This is a genomic window from Flavobacterium algoriphilum, from assembly GCF_048158655.1.
In the GTDB taxonomy this organism is placed as follows: Bacteria; Bacteroidota; Bacteroidia; order Flavobacteriales; family Flavobacteriaceae; genus Flavobacterium; species Flavobacterium algoriphilum.
Window position 1 is genome coordinate 983,581 of sequence record NZ_JBLNKY010000001.1, and the last position, 26,187, is coordinate 1,009,767.

Annotated in this window: 22 protein-coding genes; 18 read left to right on the forward strand and 4 right to left on the reverse strand. The window is 32.7% G+C overall.

Going from position 1 to position 26,187, the window contains the following annotated elements; genetic code table 11:
• Positions 1-20: 20 nt before the first annotated feature.
• The 13 genes from sov (at position 21) to ACM55G_RS04250 (ending at position 16,343) form a co-directional block, all read left to right on the forward strand.
• On the forward strand, positions 21-7,187 hold the full coding sequence (gene sov / locus ACM55G_RS04190; protein WP_416842649.1) for a T9SS outer membrane translocon Sov/SprA: 7,167 nt from the start codon (positions 21-23) through the stop codon (positions 7,185-7,187).
• A 93-nt stretch (positions 7,188-7,280) separates the two neighbouring features.
• Entirely contained in the window at positions 7,281-7,661 is a 381-nt protein-coding gene (gcvH, locus tag ACM55G_RS04195; RefSeq protein ID WP_416842650.1) for a glycine cleavage system protein GcvH, read from the forward strand.
• A gap of 55 nt (positions 7,662-7,716) precedes the next feature.
• Positions 7,717-8,037, forward strand: coding sequence for a VanZ family protein (locus ACM55G_RS04200; RefSeq protein WP_416842651.1), 321 nt, complete (start codon positions 7,717-7,719; stop codon positions 8,035-8,037).
• Between the two features lie 182 nt (positions 8,038-8,219).
• Positions 8,220-8,963 (forward strand): deoxyribose-phosphate aldolase, encoded by a 744-nt coding sequence (gene deoC, locus ACM55G_RS04205; protein ID WP_416842652.1) that lies wholly within the window; start codon positions 8,220-8,222, stop codon positions 8,961-8,963.
• Between the two features lie 18 nt (positions 8,964-8,981).
• Positions 8,982-11,099: a gliding motility protein RemB gene (locus tag ACM55G_RS04210; protein WP_416842653.1), complete on the forward strand. Its 2,118-nt coding sequence runs from the start codon at positions 8,982-8,984 to the stop codon at positions 11,097-11,099.
• Between the two features lie 106 nt (positions 11,100-11,205).
• The gene (gene cyoE, locus ACM55G_RS04215) at positions 11,206-12,108 is read left to right on the forward strand and encodes a heme o synthase (RefSeq protein ID WP_416842654.1); all 903 of its coding nucleotides are present in this window, start codon (positions 11,206-11,208) and stop codon (positions 12,106-12,108) included.
• A gap of 2 nt (positions 12,109-12,110) precedes the next feature.
• Positions 12,111-12,698 carry a cytochrome c oxidase subunit 3 gene (locus ACM55G_RS04220; protein WP_416842655.1) on the forward strand — a complete coding sequence of 196 codons (588 nt, stop codon included), beginning with the start codon at positions 12,111-12,113 and terminating at the stop codon, positions 12,696-12,698.
• 42 nt (positions 12,699-12,740) lie between these two features.
• Positions 12,741-13,718 (forward strand): cytochrome c oxidase subunit 3, encoded by a 978-nt coding sequence (locus ACM55G_RS04225; RefSeq protein WP_416842656.1) that lies wholly within the window; start codon positions 12,741-12,743, stop codon positions 13,716-13,718.
• 16 nt (positions 13,719-13,734) lie between these two features.
• A complete protein-coding gene (locus tag ACM55G_RS04230; RefSeq protein WP_416842657.1) occupies positions 13,735-14,085 on the forward strand; it encodes a cytochrome C oxidase subunit IV family protein in 351 nt (116 codons plus the stop codon).
• A gap of 75 nt (positions 14,086-14,160) precedes the next feature.
• Positions 14,161-14,802, forward strand: coding sequence for a hypothetical protein (locus ACM55G_RS04235; RefSeq protein ID WP_416842658.1), 642 nt, complete (start codon positions 14,161-14,163; stop codon positions 14,800-14,802).
• 12 nt (positions 14,803-14,814) lie between these two features.
• Complete coding sequence (locus ACM55G_RS04240) at positions 14,815-15,501, forward strand: SCO family protein (RefSeq protein WP_416842659.1); 687 nt, start codon at positions 14,815-14,817, stop codon at positions 15,499-15,501.
• 1 nt (position 15,502) lies between these two features.
• Entirely contained in the window at positions 15,503-16,087 is a 585-nt protein-coding gene (locus tag ACM55G_RS04245) for a DUF420 domain-containing protein (protein ID WP_416842660.1), read from the forward strand.
• Positions 16,088-16,094: 7 nt separating this feature from the next.
• Positions 16,095-16,343, forward strand: coding sequence for a hypothetical protein (locus ACM55G_RS04250; RefSeq protein ID WP_416842661.1), 249 nt, complete (start codon positions 16,095-16,097; stop codon positions 16,341-16,343).
• Between the two features lie 91 nt (positions 16,344-16,434).
• On the opposite strand, the gene ACM55G_RS04255 is transcribed toward ACM55G_RS04250, so the two are convergent.
• Positions 16,435-17,844 (reverse strand): DUF4403 family protein, encoded by a 1,410-nt coding sequence (locus tag ACM55G_RS04255; protein WP_416842662.1) that lies wholly within the window; start codon positions 17,842-17,844, stop codon positions 16,435-16,437.
• Between the two features lie 192 nt (positions 17,845-18,036).
• On the opposite strand from ACM55G_RS04255, the gene ACM55G_RS04260 reads away from it, so the two are divergent.
• From ACM55G_RS04260 to tsaB, 3 genes are all read left to right on the forward strand, one after another.
• Entirely contained in the window at positions 18,037-19,473 is a 1,437-nt protein-coding gene (locus ACM55G_RS04260; RefSeq protein WP_416842663.1) for a TolC family protein, read from the forward strand.
• 6 nt (positions 19,474-19,479) lie between these two features.
• Positions 19,480-20,784 (forward strand): efflux RND transporter periplasmic adaptor subunit, encoded by a 1,305-nt coding sequence (locus ACM55G_RS04265; RefSeq protein ID WP_416842664.1) that lies wholly within the window; start codon positions 19,480-19,482, stop codon positions 20,782-20,784.
• 81 nt (positions 20,785-20,865) lie between these two features.
• Positions 20,866-21,534, forward strand: coding sequence for a tRNA (adenosine(37)-N6)-threonylcarbamoyltransferase complex dimerization subunit type 1 TsaB (gene tsaB / locus ACM55G_RS04270; protein WP_416842665.1), 669 nt, complete (start codon positions 20,866-20,868; stop codon positions 21,532-21,534).
• A gap of 10 nt (positions 21,535-21,544) precedes the next feature.
• On the opposite strand, the gene ACM55G_RS04275 is transcribed toward tsaB, so the two are convergent.
• From ACM55G_RS04275 to ACM55G_RS04285, 3 genes are all read right to left on the reverse strand, one after another.
• Positions 21,545-22,372 (reverse strand): mechanosensitive ion channel family protein, encoded by an 828-nt coding sequence (locus ACM55G_RS04275; protein WP_416842666.1) that lies wholly within the window; start codon positions 22,370-22,372, stop codon positions 21,545-21,547.
• Between the two features lie 75 nt (positions 22,373-22,447).
• Positions 22,448-22,957 carry a YtxH domain-containing protein gene (locus ACM55G_RS04280; RefSeq protein WP_416842668.1) on the reverse strand — a complete coding sequence of 170 codons (510 nt, stop codon included), beginning with the start codon at positions 22,955-22,957 and terminating at the stop codon, positions 22,448-22,450.
• Positions 22,958-23,412: 455 nt separating this feature from the next.
• On the reverse strand, positions 23,413-24,312 hold the full coding sequence (locus tag ACM55G_RS04285; protein ID WP_416842669.1) for a NifU family protein: 900 nt from the start codon (positions 24,310-24,312) through the stop codon (positions 23,413-23,415).
• 151 nt (positions 24,313-24,463) lie between these two features.
• Here ACM55G_RS04285 and ACM55G_RS04290 point away from each other — a divergent pair, with 151 nt between their 5' ends.
• On the forward strand, positions 24,464-25,462 hold the full coding sequence (locus ACM55G_RS04290) for a PorP/SprF family type IX secretion system membrane protein (protein WP_416842670.1): 999 nt from the start codon (positions 24,464-24,466) through the stop codon (positions 25,460-25,462).
• 12 nt (positions 25,463-25,474) lie between these two features.
• Positions 25,475-25,993: a gamma carbonic anhydrase family protein gene (locus tag ACM55G_RS04295; RefSeq protein WP_416842671.1), complete on the forward strand. Its 519-nt coding sequence runs from the start codon at positions 25,475-25,477 to the stop codon at positions 25,991-25,993.
• Positions 25,994-26,187 lie beyond the last annotated feature (194 nt).

Genomic DNA, 26,187 nt, shown 5'->3' on the forward strand with positions numbered 1-26,187 from the left:
GTACTCAAAACACGGATTATATGCATAAAATTTGTATTTTTTTGCTAGTCATATTTTGTGGTTTTGTATCGCAAGCTCAGGTAACACCGGTCGCTCAGGATACAATTAATACGGGTTTCTCTACAGGGAAAGTCCAATTAAAAGATCCTCAAAGTGTTCTTTCTGCTTACACATATGATCCTGTTACGGATAGGTATATTTATACCAATTCTGTAAATGGATTTTCAATCAACTATCCTATTATTTTAACTCCAAAAGAGTATGAAAACTTGGTTTTGAAAGAATCTATGCGAGATTATTTTAAGAAAAAAGTAGATGCTATTGATGGAAAAAAAGAAGGCAGTGAAGCTGCTAAAAAAGATTTATTACCAAGGTATTATGTGAAATCCGGGCTTTTTGAGTCCATTTTTGGAAGTAATACGATTGATGTAAAACCAACTGGTTCTATAGAAATGGATTTGGGTATGCGTTATACCAAACAAGATAACCCTTCATTTTCTCCTAGAAACAGATCCAATCTCTCTTTTGATTTTAATCAAAGGATAAGCATGAGCTTAATGGGAAAAGTGGGAACACGACTCAATGTAAACGCTAATTACGATACCCAGTCTACTTTTGCTTTTCAAAATCTAATCAAGTTAGAATATGCACCCTCGGAGGATGATATTATTCAGAAAATTGAAGTTGGAAATGTAAGTTTGCCTTTGAATAGCTCTTTAATTAGGGGAGCGCAAAGTTTATTTGGTGTAAAAACACAATTACAATTTGGAAAAACTACTATTACCGGTATATTTTCGGAACAAAAATCCCAAACTAAAAGTTTAATTGCTCAAGGTGGCGGAACGATTCAGGACTTTGATTTGTATGCGCTAGATTATGATAATGACCGACACTTTTTCTTGTCTCAATATTTTAGAAACAAATACGATGCGTCACTAAAAAATTATCCTTTTATTGATAGTAGAGTTCAGATTTCAAGATTGGAAATTTGGGTTACCAACAAGCAAAACAGAGTTAGCACAACAAACAACAATCTAAGAAATATTATTGCACTTCAGGATTTAGGAGAAGGGCAATTAACGGATTTACGAGGGATTCCAATTAATGATAATGAAATTGTTGTGTTGGATCCATCAACGGGGATATTTAATAATCCGGTCAATTCTCCTTCTGATAATTCAAATAATGATTACGATCCTGCACAAATAAATGCAGGAACTGGTTTGTTGAATAATAACATACGAGAAATTGTTAGTTCAAGTTCTGGATTTAATGTTACTGTAAGTGAAGGTCAAGACTACTCTAAATTAGAAAATGCAAGAAAACTGAATCCTAATGAATATACTTTTAATGCACAATTAGGGTATATTTCATTGCAACAACGACTAGCCAATGATGAGGTTTTAGCTGTAGCATATCAATATACAATTGGGGATAAAGTCTATCAAGTGGGAGAATTTGGTAATGACGGAGTTGATGCGACAGTTGTTACAGGAAATAGTAACAATTCAACTCAGGCAATTATAACGCAAAGTTTGATATTGAAAATGCTGAAAAGTAATTTGACCAATGTTAAGAATCCGGTGTGGAACCTGATGATGAAAAATATTTATCAGATTCCTGGGGCTTATCAAGTGAAGCAGGAAGACTTCAGATTTAATATCCTTTATACAGATCCTTCAGCTTTAAATTACATTACAGAAGTTGCGGGAAGTCCTTTCCCGCCGAATCCATTGCCTGAAAATAAAGTAGCAGAAACTCCTTTGTTAAAAGTATTTAATTTAGATAAACTGAATTACAATAATGATCCACAAACTGGGGGTGATGGTTTTTTTGATTTTATGCAAGGCTTAACGATTGACGCTCAAAACGGTAGGATAATATTCACCACCAAAGAGCCATTTGGAGAACTCTTGTTTTCTAAATTATCAAACACCGGTTCAGGAGAAAATTATAATGATGCCAATACATACAATCTTAATCAAAAGAAATACGTGTTTAGAAACATGTATCGCAACACACAATCTGGCGCTTTACAAGACAGTGAAAAGAATAAATTTTTATTAAGAGGGAAGTATAAATCCTCAGGCGGTGACGGAATCCCAATTGGTGCTTTCAATGTTCCCAGAGGTTCAGTTGTAGTAACTGCTGGAGGAAGGGTTTTGGTTGAAGGAATTGATTATAGTGTGAATTATCAATTGGGGAGAGTTCAAATTTTAGATCCTTCTCTTCAAGCTTCCAATACACCTATTGAAGTGTCTTTGGAAAATAATTCTATTTTTGGTCAGCAAACCAGAAGGTTTATGGGTGTAAATGTAGAGCATAAAATTTCTAATAATTTCTTGGTTGGAGCGACTTTTTTAAAAATGACGGAGAAACCATTTACCCAAAAATCCAGTTTTGGTCAGGAATCTGTAAATAATACCATTTTTGGGTTTAACTCCAATTTTTCTACTGAAGTTCCTCTTTTGACCCGATTAGTGAATAAATTACCAAATTTAGATACTGATGTTCCTTCGAATCTTTCTATAAGAGGAGAGATTGCATTTTTGAAACCTGATTCGCCAAAAGCAGATCGTTTTGAGGGAGAATCCACTATTTATGTGGATGATTTTGAAGGCTCTCAATCGACCATTGATATGCGTTCTCCATATGCTTGGAGTTTGTCATCGACTCCGGAGAAAAACGCCAGAAGCACGTATGATTTTAATGGCAATGCTAATGATTTGAGTTATGGGTTTAAAAGAGCCAAGTTGGCTTGGTATTCAATTGACCCAGTTTTTTATACTCAAAAACCATCCGGAATTACAAATGAAGAATTGTCTTTTAATACAACCAGAAGAATTTTTAGTGAAGAGTTGTATCCTTTAACTGATATTGCACAGGGACAATCCCAAGTTGTAAATACATTGGATTTAAGTTATTATCCGTCTGATAGAGGTCCGTATAATAATAGTTCTAACGTTTCTGCAAACCCAACAAGTAATTTTGGGGGAATTATGAGATCATTAAATTCTACTAATTTCGAACAAGGAAACGTTGAATATATTCAATTTTGGGTATTAGATCCATATGTAGGAACTGGTCAAATACCGCAGTCAAACACCGGTAAAGTTTATTTCAATTTAGGTGAAGTATCCGAGGATGTATTAAAAGATGGAAGGAAACAATATGAAAACGGACTTGGTCCGGATCAGATACTGGCCAATCCACAATCCATTTGGGGAGATGTACCCGCATCACAATCTTTAATTTATGCTTTTGATACTAATGCAGATAACAGAACCAATCAGGATGTTGGTTTAGATGGTTTGGCTAATGTCAAAGAAGGTAGTATTTACAATAATTATGCGTCTGATTCGGATCCTGCAGCAGATGATTATACTTATTATTTGAATGCCTCAGGAAATGTTTTAGACAGATATAAAAAATACAATGGCGTAGATGGAAACTCCGCAGTTGATATTAATGATCCTAATCGAGGTTCTTCTACATTTCCTGATGTAGAAGATATTAATAGGGACAATACAATGAATACTATCAATGCGTATTATGAATACAGTATTGATGTTAAGCCTAATATGAATGTGGGGGAAAATTACATAACTGATATAAGAAGTACACAAGTTACATTGCCAAACGGTGCTGTAACTGACGCAAGATGGATTCAGTTTAAAATTCCTGTTTCGCAACCTGAAAACACAATCGGTAATATCTCTGATTTTAGATCAATCCGTTTCATGAGAATGTTTATGACCGGTTTTAATGACCAAGTGACTGTTCGTTTTGGGGCGTTAGATTTAGTGAGAGGAGAATGGAGAAGATATACCAATACACTTGATTTTAATGATACAAATGTTGCTGATGACAAAACGACCTTAGATGTTTTAGCAGTTAATGTTCAAGAAAATAATGAAAGATGTCCCGTAAATTATATCACTCCTCCGGGGGTTGTTAGAGAGCAATTGTATAATAATAATACCGTTATCAACCAGAATGAGCAATCATTATCTTTAAGAGTATCTGGTAACGGACTGGAACCAGAAGATTCAAGAGCGGTTTTTAAAAATGTGAGTATTGACATGCGTCAGTTCAAAAAATTGAAAATGTTCTTGCATGCGGAATCTTTGCCAAATGAAATCGTCCTTCGGGATAATCAAATGGTAGGTTTTATCCGTTTTGGAAATGATTTCACACAGAATTTTTATCAAATAGAAATTCCCTTAAAAGTTACCGTTCCTTCCTCAACTTCGAGTTCTGATTGTTCGGCCCTGAGTGCCGAAGCGGTTTGGCCAGAAGACAATGAAATTGATCTGTCATTGGCATTATTGACTAAATTGAAAATTCAGGCAATGAGCATTGATAAGAGTACACTTCCGCTGGATGGAATCTATTATCAAAATGAAGAGGAGTTAGATCCGTCTTTGGCCAATAAAAATAATAAGCTGAGATTGGGTATCAAAGGAAATCCTAATTTTGGATTAGCGCGAACATTAATGGTTGGTGTAAAAAGTAACGAAACCCATCAAGATGTTAAAGGAGAAGTTTGGTTTAATGAACTTCGTTTAGCTGATATGGATAACCAGGGCGGTATGGCTGCCGTGTTGAATGTAGATTCAAATTTTGCTGATTTTGCCACAGTTTCTGCCACAGGTAAAAAAAGCACCATAGGTTTTGGAGCATTAGAAGAAGGTCCGAATGAAAGAAATCGTGAGGATACAAAACAATATAATATTGTAACGAATGTTAATTTAGGTAAATTATTACCGCCAAAATGGGGAATTAATTTACCGTTCAATTATGCTATCGGGGAAGAAATGATTACTCCAGAATATGACCCTTTTAATCAAGATATTAAATTAAAACAGTTATTGAATAATACTACAGATAAAGCGGAACGGGATAATATTCAAAGTAGAGCCACAGATTATACGAAACGTCAAAGTATCAATTTCATCGGTGTAAGAAAAGAAAGAAGACCAGAACAAAAACAACACGTTTATGATCCGGAAAATTTCACTTTTTCACAGTCTTTTAATCAAGTGGAGCGTCATGATTTTGAAATCGAGGATTATGTGGATCAGCATGCAAATTCATCTGTCGATTATGCCTATAGTTTTCAGCCTAAGCCAGTAGAGCCGTTCAAGAAAACTGCTTTTATGAAGAAAAGTAATTATTGGAAGCTACTGAGTGATTTCAACTTTAATTATCTGCCTTCAAACATATCTTTTAATACCAATATTATTAGACAGTACAATCGTCAACAATTTAGACAAGTTGATGTAGAAGGAATTGGTCTTGATCCATTGTACAGAAGAAATTTTGCTTTCAATTATCAGTATGGGTTTAATTTTAATTTGACAAAAGCGTTAAAATTAAATTATACGGCTTCCTCCAGTAATATTGTCAAAAGTTATTTAAACGAAAATAATGAACCAATTGATACTTTTACAATTTGGGATAGTTATTGGGATATTGGAGATCCTAATCAGCACATGCAGCAATTGGTAGTGAATTATGAGTTGCCAATTAATAAAATTCCGCTATTTAGTTTTATAAAAGCGAACTATTCTTACACAGGTGATTATAGTTGGCAACGTGCGTCTAATGCATTGTCTCAAATAGAAATTGAAGGGAATAGCTATAATTTAGGAAATACAGTTCAAAATGCAAGCTCAAATAATTTGAATGCTACATTCAATATGGATGCGCTTTATAAGTATTTGGGACTATCAAAAAATACAAATAAAGCAGCTGCTAAACCTAAGGTGACTGTACCGAAACCCGGAGAAAAAGTGGTGAATACAAATACACAACAAATTGCAAAGAGCAATGAATTTCTAGATGGTTTGATGGGTATTTTAACGAGTGTTAAAAATATCCAGATGAACTATACAGAGAACAGTGGGACGATATTGCCAGGATATACACCAAGTGTGGGGTTCCTTGGTTCATCGAGACCGTCATTAGGATTTATTTTTGGAAGCCAGGATGATGTGCGATATGAAGCTGCTAAGAACGGTTGGCTTACTAATTATCCTAATTTTAATCAAAATTATTCACAAGTAACCAATAAATTATTTAAAGCTACGGCAAATGTAGATTTATTACCTGACTTAAAAATCGATTTGTCATTAGACAGAGCGTATTCTAAGAATTTTTCAGAACAATATGATGTAACTGATGGGCAATATAATTCGAGATCTCCCTACAGTTTTGGTCTTTTTTCAATTTCTACAGTCTTAATAAAAACATCTTTCTCAACTAGTGATGAAAATGCATCTGTAGCTTTTGACGATTTTAGAAATAATAGACTAGCAGTTGCGAATCGATTGGCAGCGCAGCGCGGGATAGATATCAATAATCCGGCAAATCTAGATGCCGAAGGATATCCTTTAGGGTATGGAAAAAATAATCAAGCGGTATTATTACCAGCTTTTTTAGCGGCGTATACAGGAACTAATGCAACGGATGTTTCACTGGGAATTTTCAGAAATTTTCCAATACCAAATTGGGCTGTAAAATACAATGGATTGATGCGTTATGCTTTTTTCAAAAAGAATTTCAAACGCTTTTCAATGCAACACGGTTATAGAGCTTCTTATACTATTAATTCGTTTAGATCTAATTTTGAATATGATAAAACACCAAACGGTGTCGATGCAAGTGGTAATTTTTTCAACAGCACAATTATGTCAAACATCAATTTAGTGGAGCAGTTTAGTCCACTTATTAGAATGGATTTTGAACTGAAAAGCTCATTGAAAGTGCTAACCGAAATAAAGAAAGACCGGGCGCTGTCTATGAGTTTTGATAATAATCTATTAACAGAAGTAAAAGGAATTGAATATATTGTTGGACTTGGTTACCGATTTAAAGATGTTATTTTCTCCTCCAGATTGGCGGACAATCCAACAGGAATCATAAAAAGTGACATTAACATAAAAGGAGATCTTTCGTATCGAAACAATCAAACGATTGTTAGGTATTTAGATTATGATAACAATCAATTGGCGGGAGGTCAAAATATTTGGTCTTTAAAAATTACAGCAGATTATGCTTTTAGTAAAAATTTGACGGCAATTTTCTACTACGATCATTCATTTTCAAAAGCAGTAATATCAACTTCTTTTCCTTTAACAAATATTCGATCAGGATTTACGATGCGTTATAATTTTGGGAATTAATTTTTTTAAAATCTAAACAAGATTTGAATTGAGATTGTTACATTTGTCACCTAAAATTCAATTATCAATTAATAATTATCAATTAGTATTTATATGAACATACCAGCAAATTTAAAATACACTAAAGATCACGAATGGATTAGTATTGAAGGTGATATTGCAACAGTAGGAATTACTGATTTTGCACAAAAGGAATTAGGAGATATCGTATATGTTGAAGTGGAAACTTTAGACCAGACTTTAGATAAAGATGAGGTTTTTGGAACTGTTGAAGCTGTTAAGACTGTGTCTGACTTGTTTATTCCATTATCAGGTGAGATTATTGCGTTTAATGATAAATTAGAAAACACACCGGAAAGCGTGAATTCTGATCCTTATGGGGCCGGATGGATGATAAAAATAAAAATCACAAACGAAGCAGAAATTGATTCTTTGCTTTCAAGTGAATCTTACAAAGAACTTATTGGTGTCTAAACAATTCTATTTTTGGATAGCTTTATCTTGGACAGGATTAATAATCTTTTTTTGTTTGATTAAATCAAGCGATATACCCGCCGTTCATATTGCGAATCTGGATAAAGTTGTTCATTCCTCTTTTCATTTTGTGTTTACATTGCTTTGGTTTTTATTTTTTAAGAAGCAATTCAATAGTTTAACTATTTTTAGGCCTTTGTTACTTTCATTTGTTTTTTCCATTTTTTTTGGAATAGCAATCGAGATAGCACAAACGTTATTTACCACAACTAGAAAAGGAGATTTGTTTGATGTGGCAGCAAATTTATCGGGAGCGATTCTCGCCATTTGCGTCATTTTGTTTTTTAAAAAGTACACGAACTTAAATAGAGTTTGATATGGATTACTATCCCACTTCGGTGGGATTTTTTTATTTAAAAAATGATTTATTTTTTTATAATCAAGAATTTATAAATAAGATTGCATCTTTACGAAGTAGTTGATAATAGTATTTAAATGTGAAATTAAAATGTATTTTTGCTAATTAAATTTTATCAATATCATGTAACCATAAGAAAAATGAATATTAAACAATATTTAGATTCTACTTATTTAAAAACAGCAATACAGGCAGGACTTAGTAAAGCTGATAATGCTATTCTTGTTAAGAAATTTATTCAAGAAGCCATCGATGAGCATTTTAAGCTTATAATGATTCGGCCAAATATGGTTTCTACTGCCAAAGAAATGATTACTAAGGCGAACTCAAGTTTGCTAATAGGTACAGTGATTGATTTTCCGGAAGGCAAGTCTCGTGTAGAGGTGAAAATTGCGGAAGCAATTCAAGCGATTGAAGATGGAGCCGATGATTTGGATTTCGTTTGTAATTACGAAGCATTCAAAAATGGGAATATTGATTTGGTTAAAGATGAAGTTCTAAAATGTACGCTTTTTGGACTTGAAAATAATAAAGTTGTAAAATGGATTATCGAAGTAGCGGCTCTCGATGATAAACAGATTATTCAACTGTCCGTTTTGATAAAAAATATCGTTATTTCAAATTTTAAAGAAGAATTGTACCAATTGGTTTTTGTAAAGTCATCTACAGGATTTTATAAAACAGTAGATAGTTTGCCAAATGGAGCTACAATTCCAACTATAATTATGATGTTGGAAAATGCTTCGCCACTTCCAGTAAAAGCAGCTGGAGGAGTAAGGACTTATGAGGAAGCTGTTGAGATGATTCGATTGGGCGTAAAGCGAATTGGAACCTCGGGAGCAAAAGCAATTGCGGATGGGCAAAATTCACCAACTGATTACTAAATTTACAAAGAAAACAACATGAAAAAAGGTTTGTCAACATTGCTTTTATCATTTTATTCATTTTTTATTTATTCGCAAGACATTAGTTCGACTCAGTCGAGTGTTTCTGCCGAAAGGTTTCCTGTTTTTATGAATTGTGAAAACTTGCAAGCTAAGGAGTTGGAAAAATGTTTTTATTATCAAGTGCAAAATTTTGTATTTCAAAATTTTGAAGTCCCTGAAAATCTTAAACAAAATAATTTCAAAGGTAGCGTAGAAGTGCTTTTTGAAGTTGACGGTAACGGTGTTTTCAAAGTAATTTATGTAAATGCTACAGAGGAGGATTTAATAAAAGAAACTAAGAAAGTTTTTGGAGCGTTTCCAAAGATTAAACCATCAACTTATAATGGGAAGCCTACATACTCTAAATATACAATTGCAATTACTATCCCTTTAAAAAGTCCAGAACAGTTGGCTTCAGAAGCACTTGCTCGTGCAGAAATTTTGCCAAGTGAAACAAAGCAACTTACCGAATTAGATAGTATTGTTTATAAAAAATTCAATAGCCCACAGTTCGAAAGTCATTTGAGTATTCCTTTTTCATATAGTTATTATTCTCAGTTTGATGCTTCTTTAAATCAAGTGGGTAGCAATAATCATACGGCATCAAAACCTTATACTTATGTAGAGGTTTCTAAATATTATGACCTTAAAACAGTAAATGATAAGCTCAAAAAAAATGTTTCGGGCTGGTGGGCCAAGAAATTATGGAATGAGAGTACAGTTGAAATCCAAGGAGAGGGCTATTGGTTTACTTTGAATCCTATTTTGGACTTACAAGTTGGCAAAGCATCCCAGACTAAAGCAAATTACACGTATGTGAATACCCGTGGAATTAATTTTCGTGGTGGATTAGGAAAGCAAATTAATTTCACAACGACAGTTTTTGAAAGTCAGGGGCGATTTGCGGATTATTACAATCGTTATGCCGAATCTATAAAGCCAGCGGGTGGCAATCCTGCGATTATTCCGGGTATGGGGATTGCTAAAGATTTTAAAACAGATGCGTATGATTTCCCATTGGCAGAAGCCAATATAACTTTTGCGCCCAGTAAAAATTTTGATTTACAATTGGGTTACGGAAGAAATTTTATAGGGGATGGATACCGCTCTTTATTAGAAAGTGACGGGGCAAGTCCGTATCCGTATTTTAAAATAAACACTAATTTTTGGAAAATTAAATACACCAATACATACATGTGGCTTAAGGATGTTCGTCCAGAGGTTACGCTCGAAAGAACCTATGCCACCAAATTTATGGCAAATCATTATTTGAGTTGGAATGTGTCAAATAAATTGAATCTGGGTTTCTTTGAATCGGTAATTTGGACTGACACTAATAACAGAGGATTTGATGTGAACTTTGTAAATCCAATTATTTTTTATCGTTCGGTTGAATTCGCCTCCTCAGCTAGAAGTGGGAATGCGCTTTTAGGGTTGACTTATAAATACAAATGGAGTAATCAGATTAATACATACGGACAGTTTCTTCTTGATGAATTTTCTCTTGGAGATATTAAAAAAGGGGATAATAGCTGGAAAAATAAATTTGGGTATCAGCTAGGTGTTAAATATTACAATGCATTTCAGGTTGAAAATTTAATACTGCAATTAGAGTACAACCACGTGCGTCCTTATGTCTATTCTCATAGTAGTCCCATTACAAATTATGGGCATAATAATCAGAGTGTAGGACATCAATGGGGTGGAAATTTCAAAGAATTTTTAGTAATTGCCCGATATCATAAAGACAGATACTTTGCTGATGCAAAAATAACGATGGGTACTCGAGGATTGGATTTTGATACTACAGAAGACAGTTCTAACTATGGAGGGAATATTTATAAGGATTATGATGAAAAGAGAGCATCAAACAGCGGTGTAAAAGTAGGTCAGGGAAATAAAACAGCTGTTTTTATTACGGATATACAAGCGGGATATTTGATAAACCCAGCAACCAATTTGAAGCTTTTTGGAAGCTATATTTATAGAAATTTTGATCCCACAAAAAATACGGCAACAACCTTTAATGAAAGTACTAATTGGTTTACATTAGGAATACGTTCCGATGTTTTTAATTGGTATTTTGATTATTAGCATCAGTATTATTTCTAAAGAAGCTTTTTTATGAATTGTTTTTTGTCAAATCCCTTTTGATAAACTACTTTTGCAAAAGTTTTTACAAAGCAAATAAATACTAGCATTGAACGCAACCCAAAATACACTTTCATTAAAATCTGTTTATATTGATTTCCGCGAGATAACCAAAGCCCGCCTCGCTGTTAGCGTCGTGTTTTCATCTGTTGCAGGATTTATGCTTGGGATTACTGATATCCACTCCTTCAGTTGGATGGTGTTGTTGAAACTGGCAATTGGGGGGTATTGTATGGTAGGCGCTTCTAATGCTTTTAATCAGGTTATTGAGAAAGATTTAGACGCTCTGATGGATCGGACAAAAAATCGACCGGTTCCGGCTGGGAGAATGTCTTCTGGTACAGCATTGATCATTGCAAGCCTTCTTACTATTGTAGGAATTGTTTTGTTGTATTCAATCAATTCTAAAACGGCCATGTTTGGTGCTATTTCGATATTTCTTTATACAAGTGTTTATACCCCATTGAAAACCATGACATCATTGTCGGTTTTTGTAGGGGCCTTTCCGGGTGCAATTCCTTTCATGTTGGGATGGGTTGCAGCAACGGGAGAATTTGGTATAGAGGCAGGTACGTTGTTTTTAATTCAGTTTTTCTGGCAGTTTCCACATTTTTGGGCTATCGGATGGTTTTTATATGAAGATTATGAAAAAGCAGGTTTTTTTATGCTTCCAACTGGAAAAAAAGATAAATCAACCGCTTTACAGATCATTCTATATACGGTTTGGCTTATTATAGCCTCGCTTTTGCCAGTTCTGGGTTATACAGGTCAGTTATTTATTACGCCTATAGCAGCTATTATTGTGTTCTTGCTGGGGCTTTGGATGCTCTATTATGGAGTGCAATTATACAAATTAAGAACTGCCAAAGCTGCAAAAACTTTGATGCTGGTGAGTGTTTCTTATATTACTTTGTTACAATTAGTTTATATATTTGATAAATTTTTAAGATAGTTATGGAGATTACAATGACAACAGACGAACATAAATCTAGAACAGCACGGTCATATAAGTTGATACTGCTGTTTGCAATGGTTAGCATGACTATGATGTTTGCAGGGCTTACAAGTGCTTTTGTGGTGAGTAAATCTAGAGCCGATTGGTTGAAGGATTTTCAATTACCAACCGCTTTTTATTATAGTACAATAGCAATTATTGGCTGTAGTGTTGCTTTTCATTTGGCAAAAAAAGCAATTCAAAAAGACAATCAAAAAGGGACAACTATATTTCTTTTGTCTACCTTAGCATTGGGAATTATATTTGTAATTTTGCAATTTGCAGGCTTTGGTCAAATAGTGTCAAATGGGTATTATTTTACAGGAAGTGAGAGTTCGATAACAACAACTTTTTTGTATATTGTAACCGTTGTGCACTTGGCTCACCTTGCTGGTGGTCTAATTTCGTTGCTAATTATAATTTATAATCATTTTAAACAAAAATACAATTCAACTCAAACTCTTGGAATTGAACTAGGTGCAATGTACTGGCACTTTCTTGATTTCCTATGGGTTTATTTATTTTTATTTTTATATTTCTTTAAATAATAAAAAAACGTAAATTTGGGAACTTTTTAACGAATAACTTATATGGAAGCGACAGTTACTACTGCAAATAGTGAAGAAAAAACTTGGGGAGGCGGCACAGAGCCAATGGGAGCAAGTTATGGCAAATTGATGATGTGGTTTTTTATCGTATCAGATGCCTTGACATTCTCTGGATTTCTAGCAGCCTATGGATTTTCTAGATTTAAATTTATTGAGACATGGCCATTGGCCGATGAGGTGTTTACTCACTTTCCATTTATGCACGGAGTATCTGCTCCGATGTATTATGTAGCATTAATGACATTTATTTTGATTTTTTCATCAGTAACAATGGTTTTGGCTGTTGATGCTGGGCATCAAATGAAAAAAAACAAAGTGGTTCTTTACATGTTTTTAACAATCATTGGAGGTATGATCTTCGTTGGTTCACAAGCATGGGAATGGAAGAATTTTATAAAAGGCGAATATGGTGCTGTTGAGACAAAAGGAGGTAGCTTACTTCAGTTTGTTGATAAAGAAGGGCGTCGTGTAGCACTTGCTGATTTTGCAACAACTTTACATGAAGAAAGGGAGCAATTGACAAGAAGTAAAGGAAAATGGTTTATGGATGAGCCTTCTTTACCATCTTATTCAGTTGCCGAAGTTCAAGCAGGTTTCAAAGCACATCCTGATCTTTTGATCAGAACTGAAACTATAACTGCTGAAAAGCAAAAGACAGTTCTTTCTAGAAAAGATTCAGAATTAAGATTAAGTCAAGCTAGTTTAGTGATAGAAGGAGCTAATTTAACTCACAACGAATACGGAAGTAAATTATTTGCTGACTTCTTTTTCTTTATCACAGGTTTTCACGGTTTTCACGTATTTTCGGGAATTATTATCAATATCATTATATTTTTCAATGTTCTTGTAGGAACTTATGAGAAAAGAGGAAGTTATGAAATGGTTGAAAAAGTGGGGTTATACTGGCACTTTGTTGATTTAGTTTGGGTATTTGTATTTACGTTTTTCTACTTAGTTTAATTTTAGATTTATCATTATGTCACACGAACATGTTTCTAATACAAAAAGAATTTGGACAGTTTTTGGTCTTTTATCTGTAATAACCATTGTTGAGGTTATTTTTGGAATTCTTAAGCCAAATGTTCTTCACATGAATAGTTTTATGGCAATGAGTTTACTGAACTGGTTGTTTATAATCTTAACACTTGTAAAAGCATATTATATTGTATGGGCTTTCATGCACATGGAGGGAGAGAAAAGTACGCTAAAAAATGCAGTTGTTTTACCAGTAATTTTTTTAATATTATATTTACTTTTCATTCTTTTGACTGAAGGGAATTATATTTATGAGGTTTTTAAGAATTCTACGATTAAATGGAATTTTTAACAAGATATTAATTCAAAAAAAGGGTACGCATTGCGTGCCTTTTTTTATTTTTGTACTTTAAATTTTATCACGATAATGAAAAAGAATATTGTCCTTTTTGTACTCTTTATTTTGCCTATTGTTGCTTATCTTTTTTTTGCATCCGGTATAAATAGTTTTACGAAGTTACCTGTTATTACACCTAAAATTGATGATTTTGGAGAATGGCAATCTTTAAAGGGCGAGAAAGTTAGTCTAAATAATAAAATAACTATTTTAGGATTTTCTGGTTCTGAAATTTTAAAAAACAGAGGTAATTTTTTTAATCTAAATGAAAAAATTTATCAACGATACCATACTTTTAAGGATTTACAATTTGTTGTGCTTTGTCCTTTAGGCACTGAAGGCGATACAAAAAAGGTTGTCGATGCATTGGGTGCTTTTACAGATGTAAGCCAATGGCATTTTGTTTTTGCTTCACCTCAAGAAATCAATGCATACTACAATCAACTTAAACTAGTTGGAAAGCTTGATAAAAATTTAGGTACTCCAAATGTATATATAGTAGATAAAGAAAGAAATCTTAGAGGAAGAAAGGAAAAGAAAGAATATAAAGAAGGATATAATACATTTCATCCTGCTGATTTGAGTAATGAAATGTTAGATGATTTTAAAGTCATTTTGTATGAATATCGAGCAGCACTTAAAAAAAATCACAATGCCACAAAAGAACTTTAATTCTTAGAATTTATGCTTAAAAATAAATCATACATAGGAATTTCCTTTATTATTTTGCTTTTTGGGATTTATGCTGTGCCAAAAATAATTGATAGAATACAAAATAACGATATTGTAAAAGGAGATCGTTTGGATAAAGTCGGGGAGATAAAAAAGGATGATGGTAAATTAGTGAAGATTGGTCCTGCTCCAAAATTTGAATTAGTAAATCAGGATAATAAAAAAATTACGAATGAAACCTATAAAGGTAAAGTATATGTTTTAGAATTTTTCTTTACTACGTGTCCTTCAATTTGCCCAAAAATGAATTTGAGTATGTTGGCAATTGAAAACACTTTCTTTGGAAATCCTAATTTTGGAATTGTTTCTATTACTATAGATCCAACTCATGATACTCCCGCGATTTTAAAAGCACATGCTAAATTATTAGGAGTTAAATCGTCTAATTGGAATTTTCTGACGGGTGATAAAGATTATATTTTTGACATTGCAAATAAAGGTTTTAATCTTTATGTTGGTGAAAATAGTAAAGTAAGTGGTGGTTTTGAGCATTCAGGACTGTTTGCCTTGATAGACAAAAACGGTTTTATCCGTTGTAGAAAAGATGATTTTGGCAATCCAATTTTATATTACGATGGATTAGATAAAAAAGGTGTTAGAGATATTCAACAAGATATTAATATTTTATTAAAAGATTAAAATGGAAGATAAATCGATTGAAAAAAAATATGGTAAATGGATTATTATCCTATCTGTACTTATACCAGTGGCTGTGGCTATACTTTTTAAAGTGAAACTTAAAGATTTTGGTATTCATGTAACCCCTTTGCGTTTCCTACCTTCAATGTATGCTACTATAAATGGCGTTACAGCTGTTTTATTAGTTTTGGCTGTTTGGGCTATTAAAAAGGGAAAAAGAGTGCTTCATGAAAATTTAATGAAATCTGCAATAGCTTGTTCTATTGCCTTTCTAGTTATGTATGTTGCGTATCACATGACGGCCGATTCTACTATTTTTGGAGATAGCAATCATAATGGTGAAATAGATCTTGCTGAAAAATTGAATGTAGGCAATTTAAGAGTGGTTTATTTTATAATTTTGATTACCCATATAATTTTATCTATTGTTATTATTCCACTTGTTTTAGTAACATATGTTCGAGCTCTAGCCAGTAGATTTGATAAGCATAAAAAAATTGCCAAAATAACATTTCCAATTTGGTTGTATGTTGCCGTTACCGGTGTAGTTGTTTACTTAATGATTTCGCCGTATTATGTTCAATAAAGATAAAATGAAAAAGATTATAACGATACGGTTTTCAAAATTTGTAAAGACGAGTTTCTTTCTTGTAGTGTCTTTCTTCTTACACTTACCCGTAAATGCGCAATGCGCGATGTGCCGTGCGGCATTATCTGGTGAAGGGAATAAAGCTAAAGCAGCGGCTGTTAATGACGGAATCGTTTACTTAATGGTAATTCCTTATATTCTAGTTGGGGCTATTGGGTATGCTATTTATAGAATGAAAAAGAAGAAAGCCTAAGGTTATAAATTTTAAAAAAAAAACAACAAAGCAAATTCCATTTTTATCTGAATGGCTGCCTCTCCTTCGGGGAGGGTTGGGGAGGGGGTCTCTATTTTAAACCATCAACCGATACATGTATCATTCCTGTAACTTTTATAAAAGCAATAATAGCCTGATTGGTTAGTTCTATTTTTTGGAACTGAATATCCTCCATTTTCCCGTTTACAAAAACACCCGGCATTGGTGAATAATTTTTTAAATAATTCATCATGCTTTTTTTGCCTTCATCTAAATTTGTTTTTATTGAATAGCGACAACTTTGTTGAATTTTTCTTAAAACTAATCCTTGAGCCAGCCAGTTGGCAGTTCGCATTAATTTGTTCTTGGTGTCCAGGGCGTAGTCTAATTTATCAAAAAACACTTCTTTCGTTTTGTCATTATATTGTGGAAAACCTGCTAAATAAATAGTTCCGTTTACAGACCCCAATACATCTAAGGCTATTATCATTTTGCCGTTTTTGTGCCAAATGGCTACGTTTTGTACTTTTACTTTCTTACTTCCGGAACCAAATTCTTGTCCAGAGAAATTTTTAGTCATTATTTTTGAAGCTTCTGCATAAGTAGAAACAGCAACAATATTAGCGGTTATTTCTTGAGGTATTTTTATAACGGGTTTTAAAACAATTTTATTTTTGTCGAATTTAGATTCGGGTTTCTTGCCTATCAATGTTTCCATAGAACATTTCATACCCATTTCTAACAAAAAAGTATCATTTTTTAGTTTGGCAGTAGTAGAATAGATTTCAATTGGAATAATGCGAAGCCAGCTTTTATATTCTTCATTCATTTGAAAAGGAGTGCAAATTTTTTCTAATGCGGATAGAACATTAGGTTTGAAATCCATAGATGTTGCAATAGCATCGTCAATTTTCTTTTCAATTTTCGATTTAAAAAGTTTGATTGCGGGATTAATAAGATAAGTTACGGGAACATTTTTTCCAAAAACGGTCATCGTTGGGCTTTCGTTCCAGTCTAATGATTTTAGTTCGGTTTTAGTGTTTAATTTCCAATTAATTAGGCCAGTATCACTTATTAAAGTCACCACGCCATCTAGGTTGAATTCTCGTGTGTCATAAAATTCAATACCCATTTTTTTTGTGCCAATTCTATATTTTACTTTAGCCTTGAGTGGTAAAATAGTTTTTATTTTCTCTCCAGAAATTCCTTTTTCATTTGTAATTATAATAGGTGCCTGTTTCCAAACTTTCATTTCGATGCCATCATCTTCAATAGTATTGTCTTCATATATTAATCCGTTTAAGAGCGAGTTCGTTTGGTTTTCAATATCTTTTAGTTTTATGCTAATTGGCAAATTGATAAAAGAAGGAATATTTTCGTAAACTAATGGAACAGCATCATCAGGTTCAGGTTTTAATGTGGCTATTTTTTGAGAAGTGGAACAACCATAAATCAATAAGATATACGCTATGGAGAGTAAGATTGAAAAGAATTTCGGCATTTTATTTTAGTTTAAAAGGCAAAATTAACAAAACAAATATATTTTCAGCATTTTTTGTAACAAATGCTAATTTTCAAAGTCTAATTGTTTTATAATGGATTCTAGTATAAATTATTTACTAATATTTATAAGTTCTTTAATAGAAAAAGTTAAATTTGTTTAGCAGTGGTACTGCACTTTTATACGAAATATATGGGAAAAAGAAGTTTTCTTAGTTTAATTCTAATGTTATTTTTTAGCATTATCATTCAGGCACAATCTAAAAAGTGGACCTTGGAAGAATGTGTGAAATATGCGATACAAAATAATATTTCAATCAAGCAAGCCGAATTAGATTCTAAAACGGCTGTAATTGATAAAAAAGGGGCATTAGGAAATTTTCTTCCCTCTTTAAATGGCAATGCATCTCATTCTTGGAATATTGGTTTAAATCAGGATATTACTACGGGACTTTTACAAAATAAAACAACTCAGTTTACCTCTGCAGGAGCTAATATTGGGATTGATATTTATAAAGGGTTGCAAAATCAAAATACACTTCGTAAAGCCAATCTTTCGATAGTAGCAGCGAAATATCAATTGCAAAAAATGCAGGAAGATGTTGCGTTAAATGTTGCCAATGCATTTTTACAGATTCTTTTTAATAAAGAAAATTTAAAAGTGCAGCAAGAACAATTAGGAATCAATCAAAAACAATATTCACGTTCAGAAGAATTAGTCAATGCAGGCTCAATTCCTCGTGGTGATTTATTGGATATAAAAGCGACTGTTGCGTCTAATAATCAAAATGTTATTGCAGCTGAAAATGCTTTGTTAATTTCAAAATTGAGTTTAGCTCAATTGTTACAATTAAAAGAATTTGAAAACTTTGATATCATCGACGATACTAATGTTAAAGATGAGAACAATATTTTAGCGCAAACTCCGGCAGAAATTTACGATAAAGCAAAAGATAATAAAATCGAATTGAAAATTGCTAAAACCAATTTGGAGATAGCAGAAAAAAATGTTGCTATTGCAAAAGGGGCTTTTCAACCTACTCTCCAAGGATTTTATAGTTTTAGTTCGAGGGTTGCCTACAGTGATAGAGTTTTAGGTGTTCAGCCTAATACCTCAAATCCTACATCTATAGTTGGGTATGTGCAAGGAACAAATCAAAATGTTTTGCAAAATAATTTTTCACCCGTATTAGGAAATGCATTACCATTTTGGGATCAATTCAGTAACAACAAAGGACAGTCTTTTGGAGCACAATTGTCTGTTCCAATTTTTAATGGGTTTTCAGCAAGAAATAATGTGGAACGTTCTAAAGTAAGTTTAGAAAAATCAAAACTTGTATTAGAACAACAAGATTTAGATTTACAAAGAAATGTTTTTACTGCATTTACAGATGTAAAAGGAGCTTTAAATGCGCATGAATCGTCCATTGTAGCTTTAGAATCAAGACAAGAAGCTTATAATTATGCTAAAGAGAAATATGCTGTAGGTTTGATGAATTCTTTTGATTTCAACCAATCACAAACGTTACTTACTAATGCACAATCTGAGGTTCTTAGAACGAAATACGATTACATTTTTAAAATTAAAATTTTAGAATTCTATTTTGGAATTCCAATCATTAAAAACTAGATTATTATGTCAAAAAAAACAATTTATATCTTAATTGGTAGTGCAGTGGTTATAATTGCAGTATTGATAGTGCTTTCCAAAAAAGGAATTATTGGAAATAAAGATAAAGGTAAAGAAGTAGAAATAGTTCAAGTTGACGCTACTACAATAGTTGAAACTGTTTCTGCTACGGGGAAAATTCAGCCTGAAATTGAAGTAAAAATATCTTCTATGGTTTCAGGAGAAATTATTTCGTTGCCTATAAAGGAAGGACAAGTAGTCAAAAAAGGAGATTTGTTAGTAAAGATAAATCCAGATTTATATACTTCTGGTTTAAATAGAACAGTTGCCAATTTATCAGGAACTAAAGCAGGTTTGAGCCAGGCTGATGCCTCTTTTAAAGAAGCCAAAGCAAGTTATGACAGAAATAAAACGTTGTTCGATAAAGGAATTATTTCCAGATCAGATTGGGATAAATCAATTGCTTCTTTTGAGGTTGCAAAAGCGACCAAGCAAACAGCCTATTTTAATGTAAAGAGTGCTTCGGCTTCGGTAAATGAAGCTCAAGATAATCTGGGACGAACAATTATTTATGCGCCGGCTGACGGAACAGTTTCAGTACTTAATGTGGAGTTAGGCGAGCGTGTATTGGGTACACAACAAATGGCGGGAACTGAAATTTTGAGAGTTGCTAACCTCAATAACATGGAAGTTGAAGTTGATGTTAATGAAAATGACATTGTGAAAATAAAAGTAGGTGATGAAGCAAAAGTTGAAGTTGATGCTTATTTAAAAAAACAGTTTAAAGGAATTGTTACCAGTATTTCTAACTCGGCAAGTTCTTCTTTGACAGCTGATCAAGTAACTAATTTTAAAGTAAAAGTAAGAATACTTAAAGAATCATATCAGGATTTTCTAGAAGGTAAACCGGCAGCATATTCTCCTTTTAGACCGGGAATGACAGCAACAGTTGATATTATTACCAAAACAAAAAAAAATGTTTTGTCTGTGCCAATAAGCTCAGTTGTGGTAAAATCAGATACCGCTGCCGTTAAAGAAATAAAAATTGAGGATCCTAAATCCGATGAGAAAAAAGCAGCACCTAAAAGCGATAAGAAATTTGAATGTGTTTTTGTTAAAGTAGGTGATAAAGCTAAAATAAGAATCATTAGAACAGGAATTCAAGATGACACTAATATTGAAGTTTTAACGGGGCTTAAAAAAGGAGATGTAGTTATTACAGGACCTTACACTACCGTTTCTAAAGAGCTTAATTCTGGGGATAAAGTAACGTTAAAAACAGAAAAAGATAAAGAAGAAAGCAAGAAATAAGACATAAAGTACATATATTTGAAAATCACAATTGTAAATTTTATTTTAGGATTGTGATTTTCACGTTAAAATAAAATAAAATTGGATTACATACTTAATATTGAAACTGCCACAAAAAACTGTTCTGTTGCTCTAGCAAAAGAAGGGAAAACAATTTTGTGCAAAGAAATTGCAGAAGAAGGGTATTCTCACGCAGAACGACTACATGTTTTTATTGAAGAAATTATACAAGAAGCAGGAATTGAGTTCAAAGATTTAGTTGCTGTTGCAGTCAGTCAAGGACCTGGATCTTATACAGGATTGCGAATAGGAGTTTCTGCCGCAAAAGGCCTTTGTTTCGCTTTAGGTATTCCTTTGATTGCTGTTGATACATTGAAAGCTTTAGCTTCTCAGGTAATAGTCTCAGATGGATTAATTATACCAATGATTGATGCCAGGAGAATGGAAGTTTACAGCGCCATTTTTACCCCGGATTTTGAAAATAAGAGAGAAACCTTAGCGGAAATTATTACTGAAAATTCTTTCGAAGATTTAACGCAAATACTTTATTTCGTGGGTGATTGTGCCGAAAAATGTAAATCGGTTTTAAATAGAGATAATTTTGTTTTTTTAGAAGATATCAAATATCCTTCAGCTAAAGAAATGAGTTTGTTAAGTTTTGAAAAATTCAAAATAAAAGACACAGTAGATGTCGCTTATTTTGAACCGTATTATTTGAAAGATTTTATGATTACGACTTCAAAGAAGTAGGTTGTTTAAATTAAGAATCGGCTTTTGATAATCCTTTTGCAAAAGGTTGAATGACGATTCCGGCAGCATCAAATGCAACTTTACAGTTTTCTAAAGTTTGAGAGAAAACTTCGCCAAAATCTTCATTATTTGCCCATGGTCTAACTGCAAGTTGGATGGCATTATCAGTCAAGTTCTTTACTGAAACTTCAGGAATGGGAGTTTTAAGTATTTTTGGATTACTATTTAAAACAGCAGTAATGATGTCTTTTGCCTTTTTAATATCAGTATCATAAGAAATAGCGATAGTCAAATCGGCTCTCCTAAATCCTTGCAGCGAATAATTGATAATAGTCCCATTAGATAACGATCCATTTGGAATAAAAATAGTTTGATTGTTCCCGTTGATTAATTTGGTCACAAATATTTGTATCTCACTCACTGTTCCAATAACACCTTGCGCCTCAATTGTATGACCGACCTTAAATGGTTTAAACATAATAATTAGCATTCCTCCTGCAAAATTTGACAAAGAACCTTGAAGTGATAAACCTACTGCAAGTCCCATAGCGCCAAGAATAGCTACAAAAGAAGAAGTTTCTATCCCTAGTTTTGAGATGAAGGATACAAATAATAGGACTCTTAAAACCCAAAGTAAAATATCGGCAAGAAACTTAGTCAAAGTAGGGTCTAAATCTCTTTTTATCATTATCCCTCGTATGAATCTGTTGAGAAGCCGAATGATGTAAAGTCCAGCAAATAAAATAACAAATGCAGAAATTAATTTTGGAGAATAATCGATTAATGCTTTTACAAAAGTACTGGCGTAATCAGTAAGTTGATTCGGGTCTAAATTCATTTTGAGTAATAAAAAACCCTCTCAAAAGAGAAGGTTTAGATTTGAAGCGCAAAAATACAAATAAATTTTTATAAATTAATCTGCATCTTCTTCTATTCTATTTATAGTTTTTTTGGCAATTTCTTTAACTTCTGATTCGGCATCATTTGCTAATTTATTTGTTTTTTCGCAAATAGTTTCAACAGCTTCAGATGCTGCTGCTTTGGTTTTACTGGCTGCATTTTTAATTTTATCAGCAGTTACTTCAGTTTTTTCTTTTACGCTTTCAACTACTTTTCCTAAAGCATCACTAGTTGTTTCCTTGTTATGACCGGTAAAATCTTCTACTTTAGCTAAGATTGGTGCAGCAGTTTCTTTTACTTTATCAATTGTTTCCTCAGCAAATGTTTCTACTTTTTCTAAAATTGGTGCGGCAGTTACTTTTGCTTTATCAAAAGTTTCTTCAGCGAATGTTTCCGCTTTTTCAATATAAGGTGCTGCGGTTTCTTTAGCATGTTCAAAAGTTGTTTCGGCTTTGTCGGCTAATTGACTGGCTGTTTCTTTGGCTGTGCCAAACAAGTTTTTTAAAAAAGAAGATAGTCCCATGTTGTATATATTTGATTAGACTTACAATATTAAGAAATTTTTTCTAAGAATGCTTTGCTAAAGCGTTAATAATTTGCTGAAAATCAGTATTTGACGCTAAATAAGTTTGATTTTGATAGACATAAGAAGCGTTTCGTCATTTTTTATTGTGAAGATAAAAAGAACAGGTTTTCTGTTTTTTTGGATTCTCGCCAAAACACTATTAGGTAAATAAAGTTTGTTTATTTGTCGGAATAGTAGTAGTCAAAAGATAGCAAGGATATCAGGAATTCTAAAATAAATTATAAATAAAAAGCGTCTCAAATGAAACGCTTAAAATTAGTTTGCTAAAATTGATCTATTCGAGTTTGAAAGTTAATTTTAGATTCACTTTAAATTCAGTATCTATTTTATTTAAAATGGTAATTATTTTATGTAACTATAAATTAGTCAGTCAAATATATATTTAAGCTGGTTTATGCGTTTATGGCTTCCACTTTAATTTCTTCGTCATTCAACATGCTTTTTAACATGTTCTCAATACCGCTTTTTAAAGTAAATGTTGATGATGGACAACCGCTACAAGCACCTTGAAGGATTACTTTTACAGTTTTATCAGCTTCGTTATAAGAGTCAAATGCAATATTACCTCCGTCAGCTTGTACGGCTGGTTTTACATATTCCTCTAGGATATTGATGATTTGTTGTGAAGTAACATCCAGATTGTCGAATTCTTTTGCTTTAGTGTTTTCTTCAGCGGTCACGGCTTCAATGAAATTTTCATCTAAAACTGTTCCTCCATTTTCAATATATTGCTTGATGAAACTTCTTATTTCCAGGGTTATTTCCTGCCATTCATTGATTTCATATTTGGTTACCGAGATGTAGTTTTCGTCAATGAAAACTTCTTTTACATAAGGAAATTTGAATAATTCTTTTGCCAAAGGCGAAGCACCAGTTTGATCAATGTTTTTGAATTCAATAGCATTTTTGGTCAATATTCGGCTCACCACAAATTTTAAAGCGGCCGGATTAGGAGTTGTTTCTCCATAAACGGTTATAGGCTGTTTTTTTGTTTTGTTTTCGTCTGGAGTAATTATTATTCCACCATCATTTACAAATTTTTCTATTTGTTCTGCCACTGCATCTTTTACATCTTCCCATTCCACAATACTATATTTTTCGATAGCTATGAAGTTTCCCGAGATATAAATTGTTTTTACAAAAGGTAAATAAAATAGTTGTTGGGCTAGAGGGGAAGATTTGGCCTCATCTATATTTTTGAATTCAAAACTTTCATTTTGAGTAATAAAATCTGCAAATTCAAATTTTAATATCGTTGGGTTTTGTGTTTCTTTTATGCTAATTTTTGTCATGATCTTAGTAAATTTTTACAAATTTAGTAAAGTTATTTTCCACGAATAGCTATATTTGAATTTTAATAAAATAAATTAACAATAATTTAGTTATTAACAAGGTAATATACCTCTCATTGAATCAGCAATTCCTTTATATAATAGTATTTCTATGTATAATAAAATTAAAATTTTTGCGGTCCTGTTTTTTGTATATCAGTATTCTTTTTCACAAGAAGGAGTTGCTGTATATTCTGATTATCTATCGGATAATTATTATTTGATACACCCTTCAATGGCGGGAGCAGCAAACTGTGCGAAAATTAGACTTACGGGACGTAAACAATGGTTTAGTCAAGAAGATGCGCCAGAACTTCAGACCCTTAGTTTTAATGGTCGAATAGGGGAAAAGGCAGGAGCGGGAATTATTCTTTTTAATGATAAAAATGGCTATCATTCTCAAAAAGGGATTAAGCTTACATATGCGTATCACCTTATGTTTTCAAGAGATGAAATTGATTTAAATCAATTGTCTTTTGGTATTAGTGCAGGATTGATTCAAAGTCAATTAAATGAAACTGAGTTTTTGCAATCAGGAGAATTTGATCCTATTATTGATGGAACCGTAGTGCAAAAAGATTCTTATTTCAATTTTGATATTGGAGCGTCGTATAATTATTTAGATTTTTATGTTCATGGCACCGTAAAAAATGCGATTGAAACTAGAAGGGATATTTACACGGAATATGAAAGCGATAACTTAAGAAAATATTTGCTGAGTGCCGGTTATGTTTTTGGGGATTCAAATAGAATATTATGGGAACCATCGTTTTTATTTCAATTAGTAGATAAAACAAAAGAAAAATCTATTGACTTTAATATTAAGGCCTATAAAAATATGGATTTCGGAAAGCTTTGGGCAGGACTATCCTACCGCAGAAGTATAGATGGAACTGAATATACAGATGCTAATGGAATTTCGAAACAGAAGCTTCAATATATTACTCCTATCGTTGGAGTTAATTTCAATAATTTCATGTTTGCTTACACGTATTCACATGTTTCAGGTCCTGTAAAATTTGATAATGGTGGCTTTCACCAAATCACTTTAGGAATCAACTTATTTTGTAAGCCTGAAAAATACGAATGTTACTGTCCAGCCATCAATTAATTTACTTTATTTATGTTAATTAAATCTGTTAACGGAAAAACCCCTTCTATACCCGAGGATTGTTATGTAGCCGAGAATGCTACTATTGTTGGTGATGTAAGTTTTGGTACTTCATGTAGTGTTTGGTTTAATGCCGTAATAAGGGGTGATGTGAATTTTATCAAAATAGGCAATAAAGTAAATATTCAAGATGGTGCCATTATTCATTGTACGTATAAAAAGCATCCAACAATTATAGGAAATAATGTTTCTATTGGCCATAATGCAATTGTACACGGTTGTACCATTCATGATAATGTATTGATAGGAATGGGCGCAATTATTATGGATAATTGTGTTATAGAAAGTAATTCTATTGTTGCTGCCGGAGCTGTTATTACCCAAAATACAATTGTTGGTTCTGGGTCGATTTGGGCTGGTGTTCCTGCCAAAAAGGTAAAAGACATTGATCAATCAGATTTTGCAGGGGAAATCGAACGTATTTCAAATAATTATGTAATGTATTCCAGTTGGTTCAAGGAAGAAGAGTAATTTATCCTACATTAAAGACTTCGACAACATAACTTGGGTTTTATTACATTGTTATTACTCAATCCATTTAAATAACACTAGAAGCTACTTATTGATGAATTAATGCGGTTCTATTGGACAAAAACGAAGATCAGTGATTAATTTTAAAATAATAGTCTTATATAATATCTTAAGGTTTAGATGGGATTTAGTTT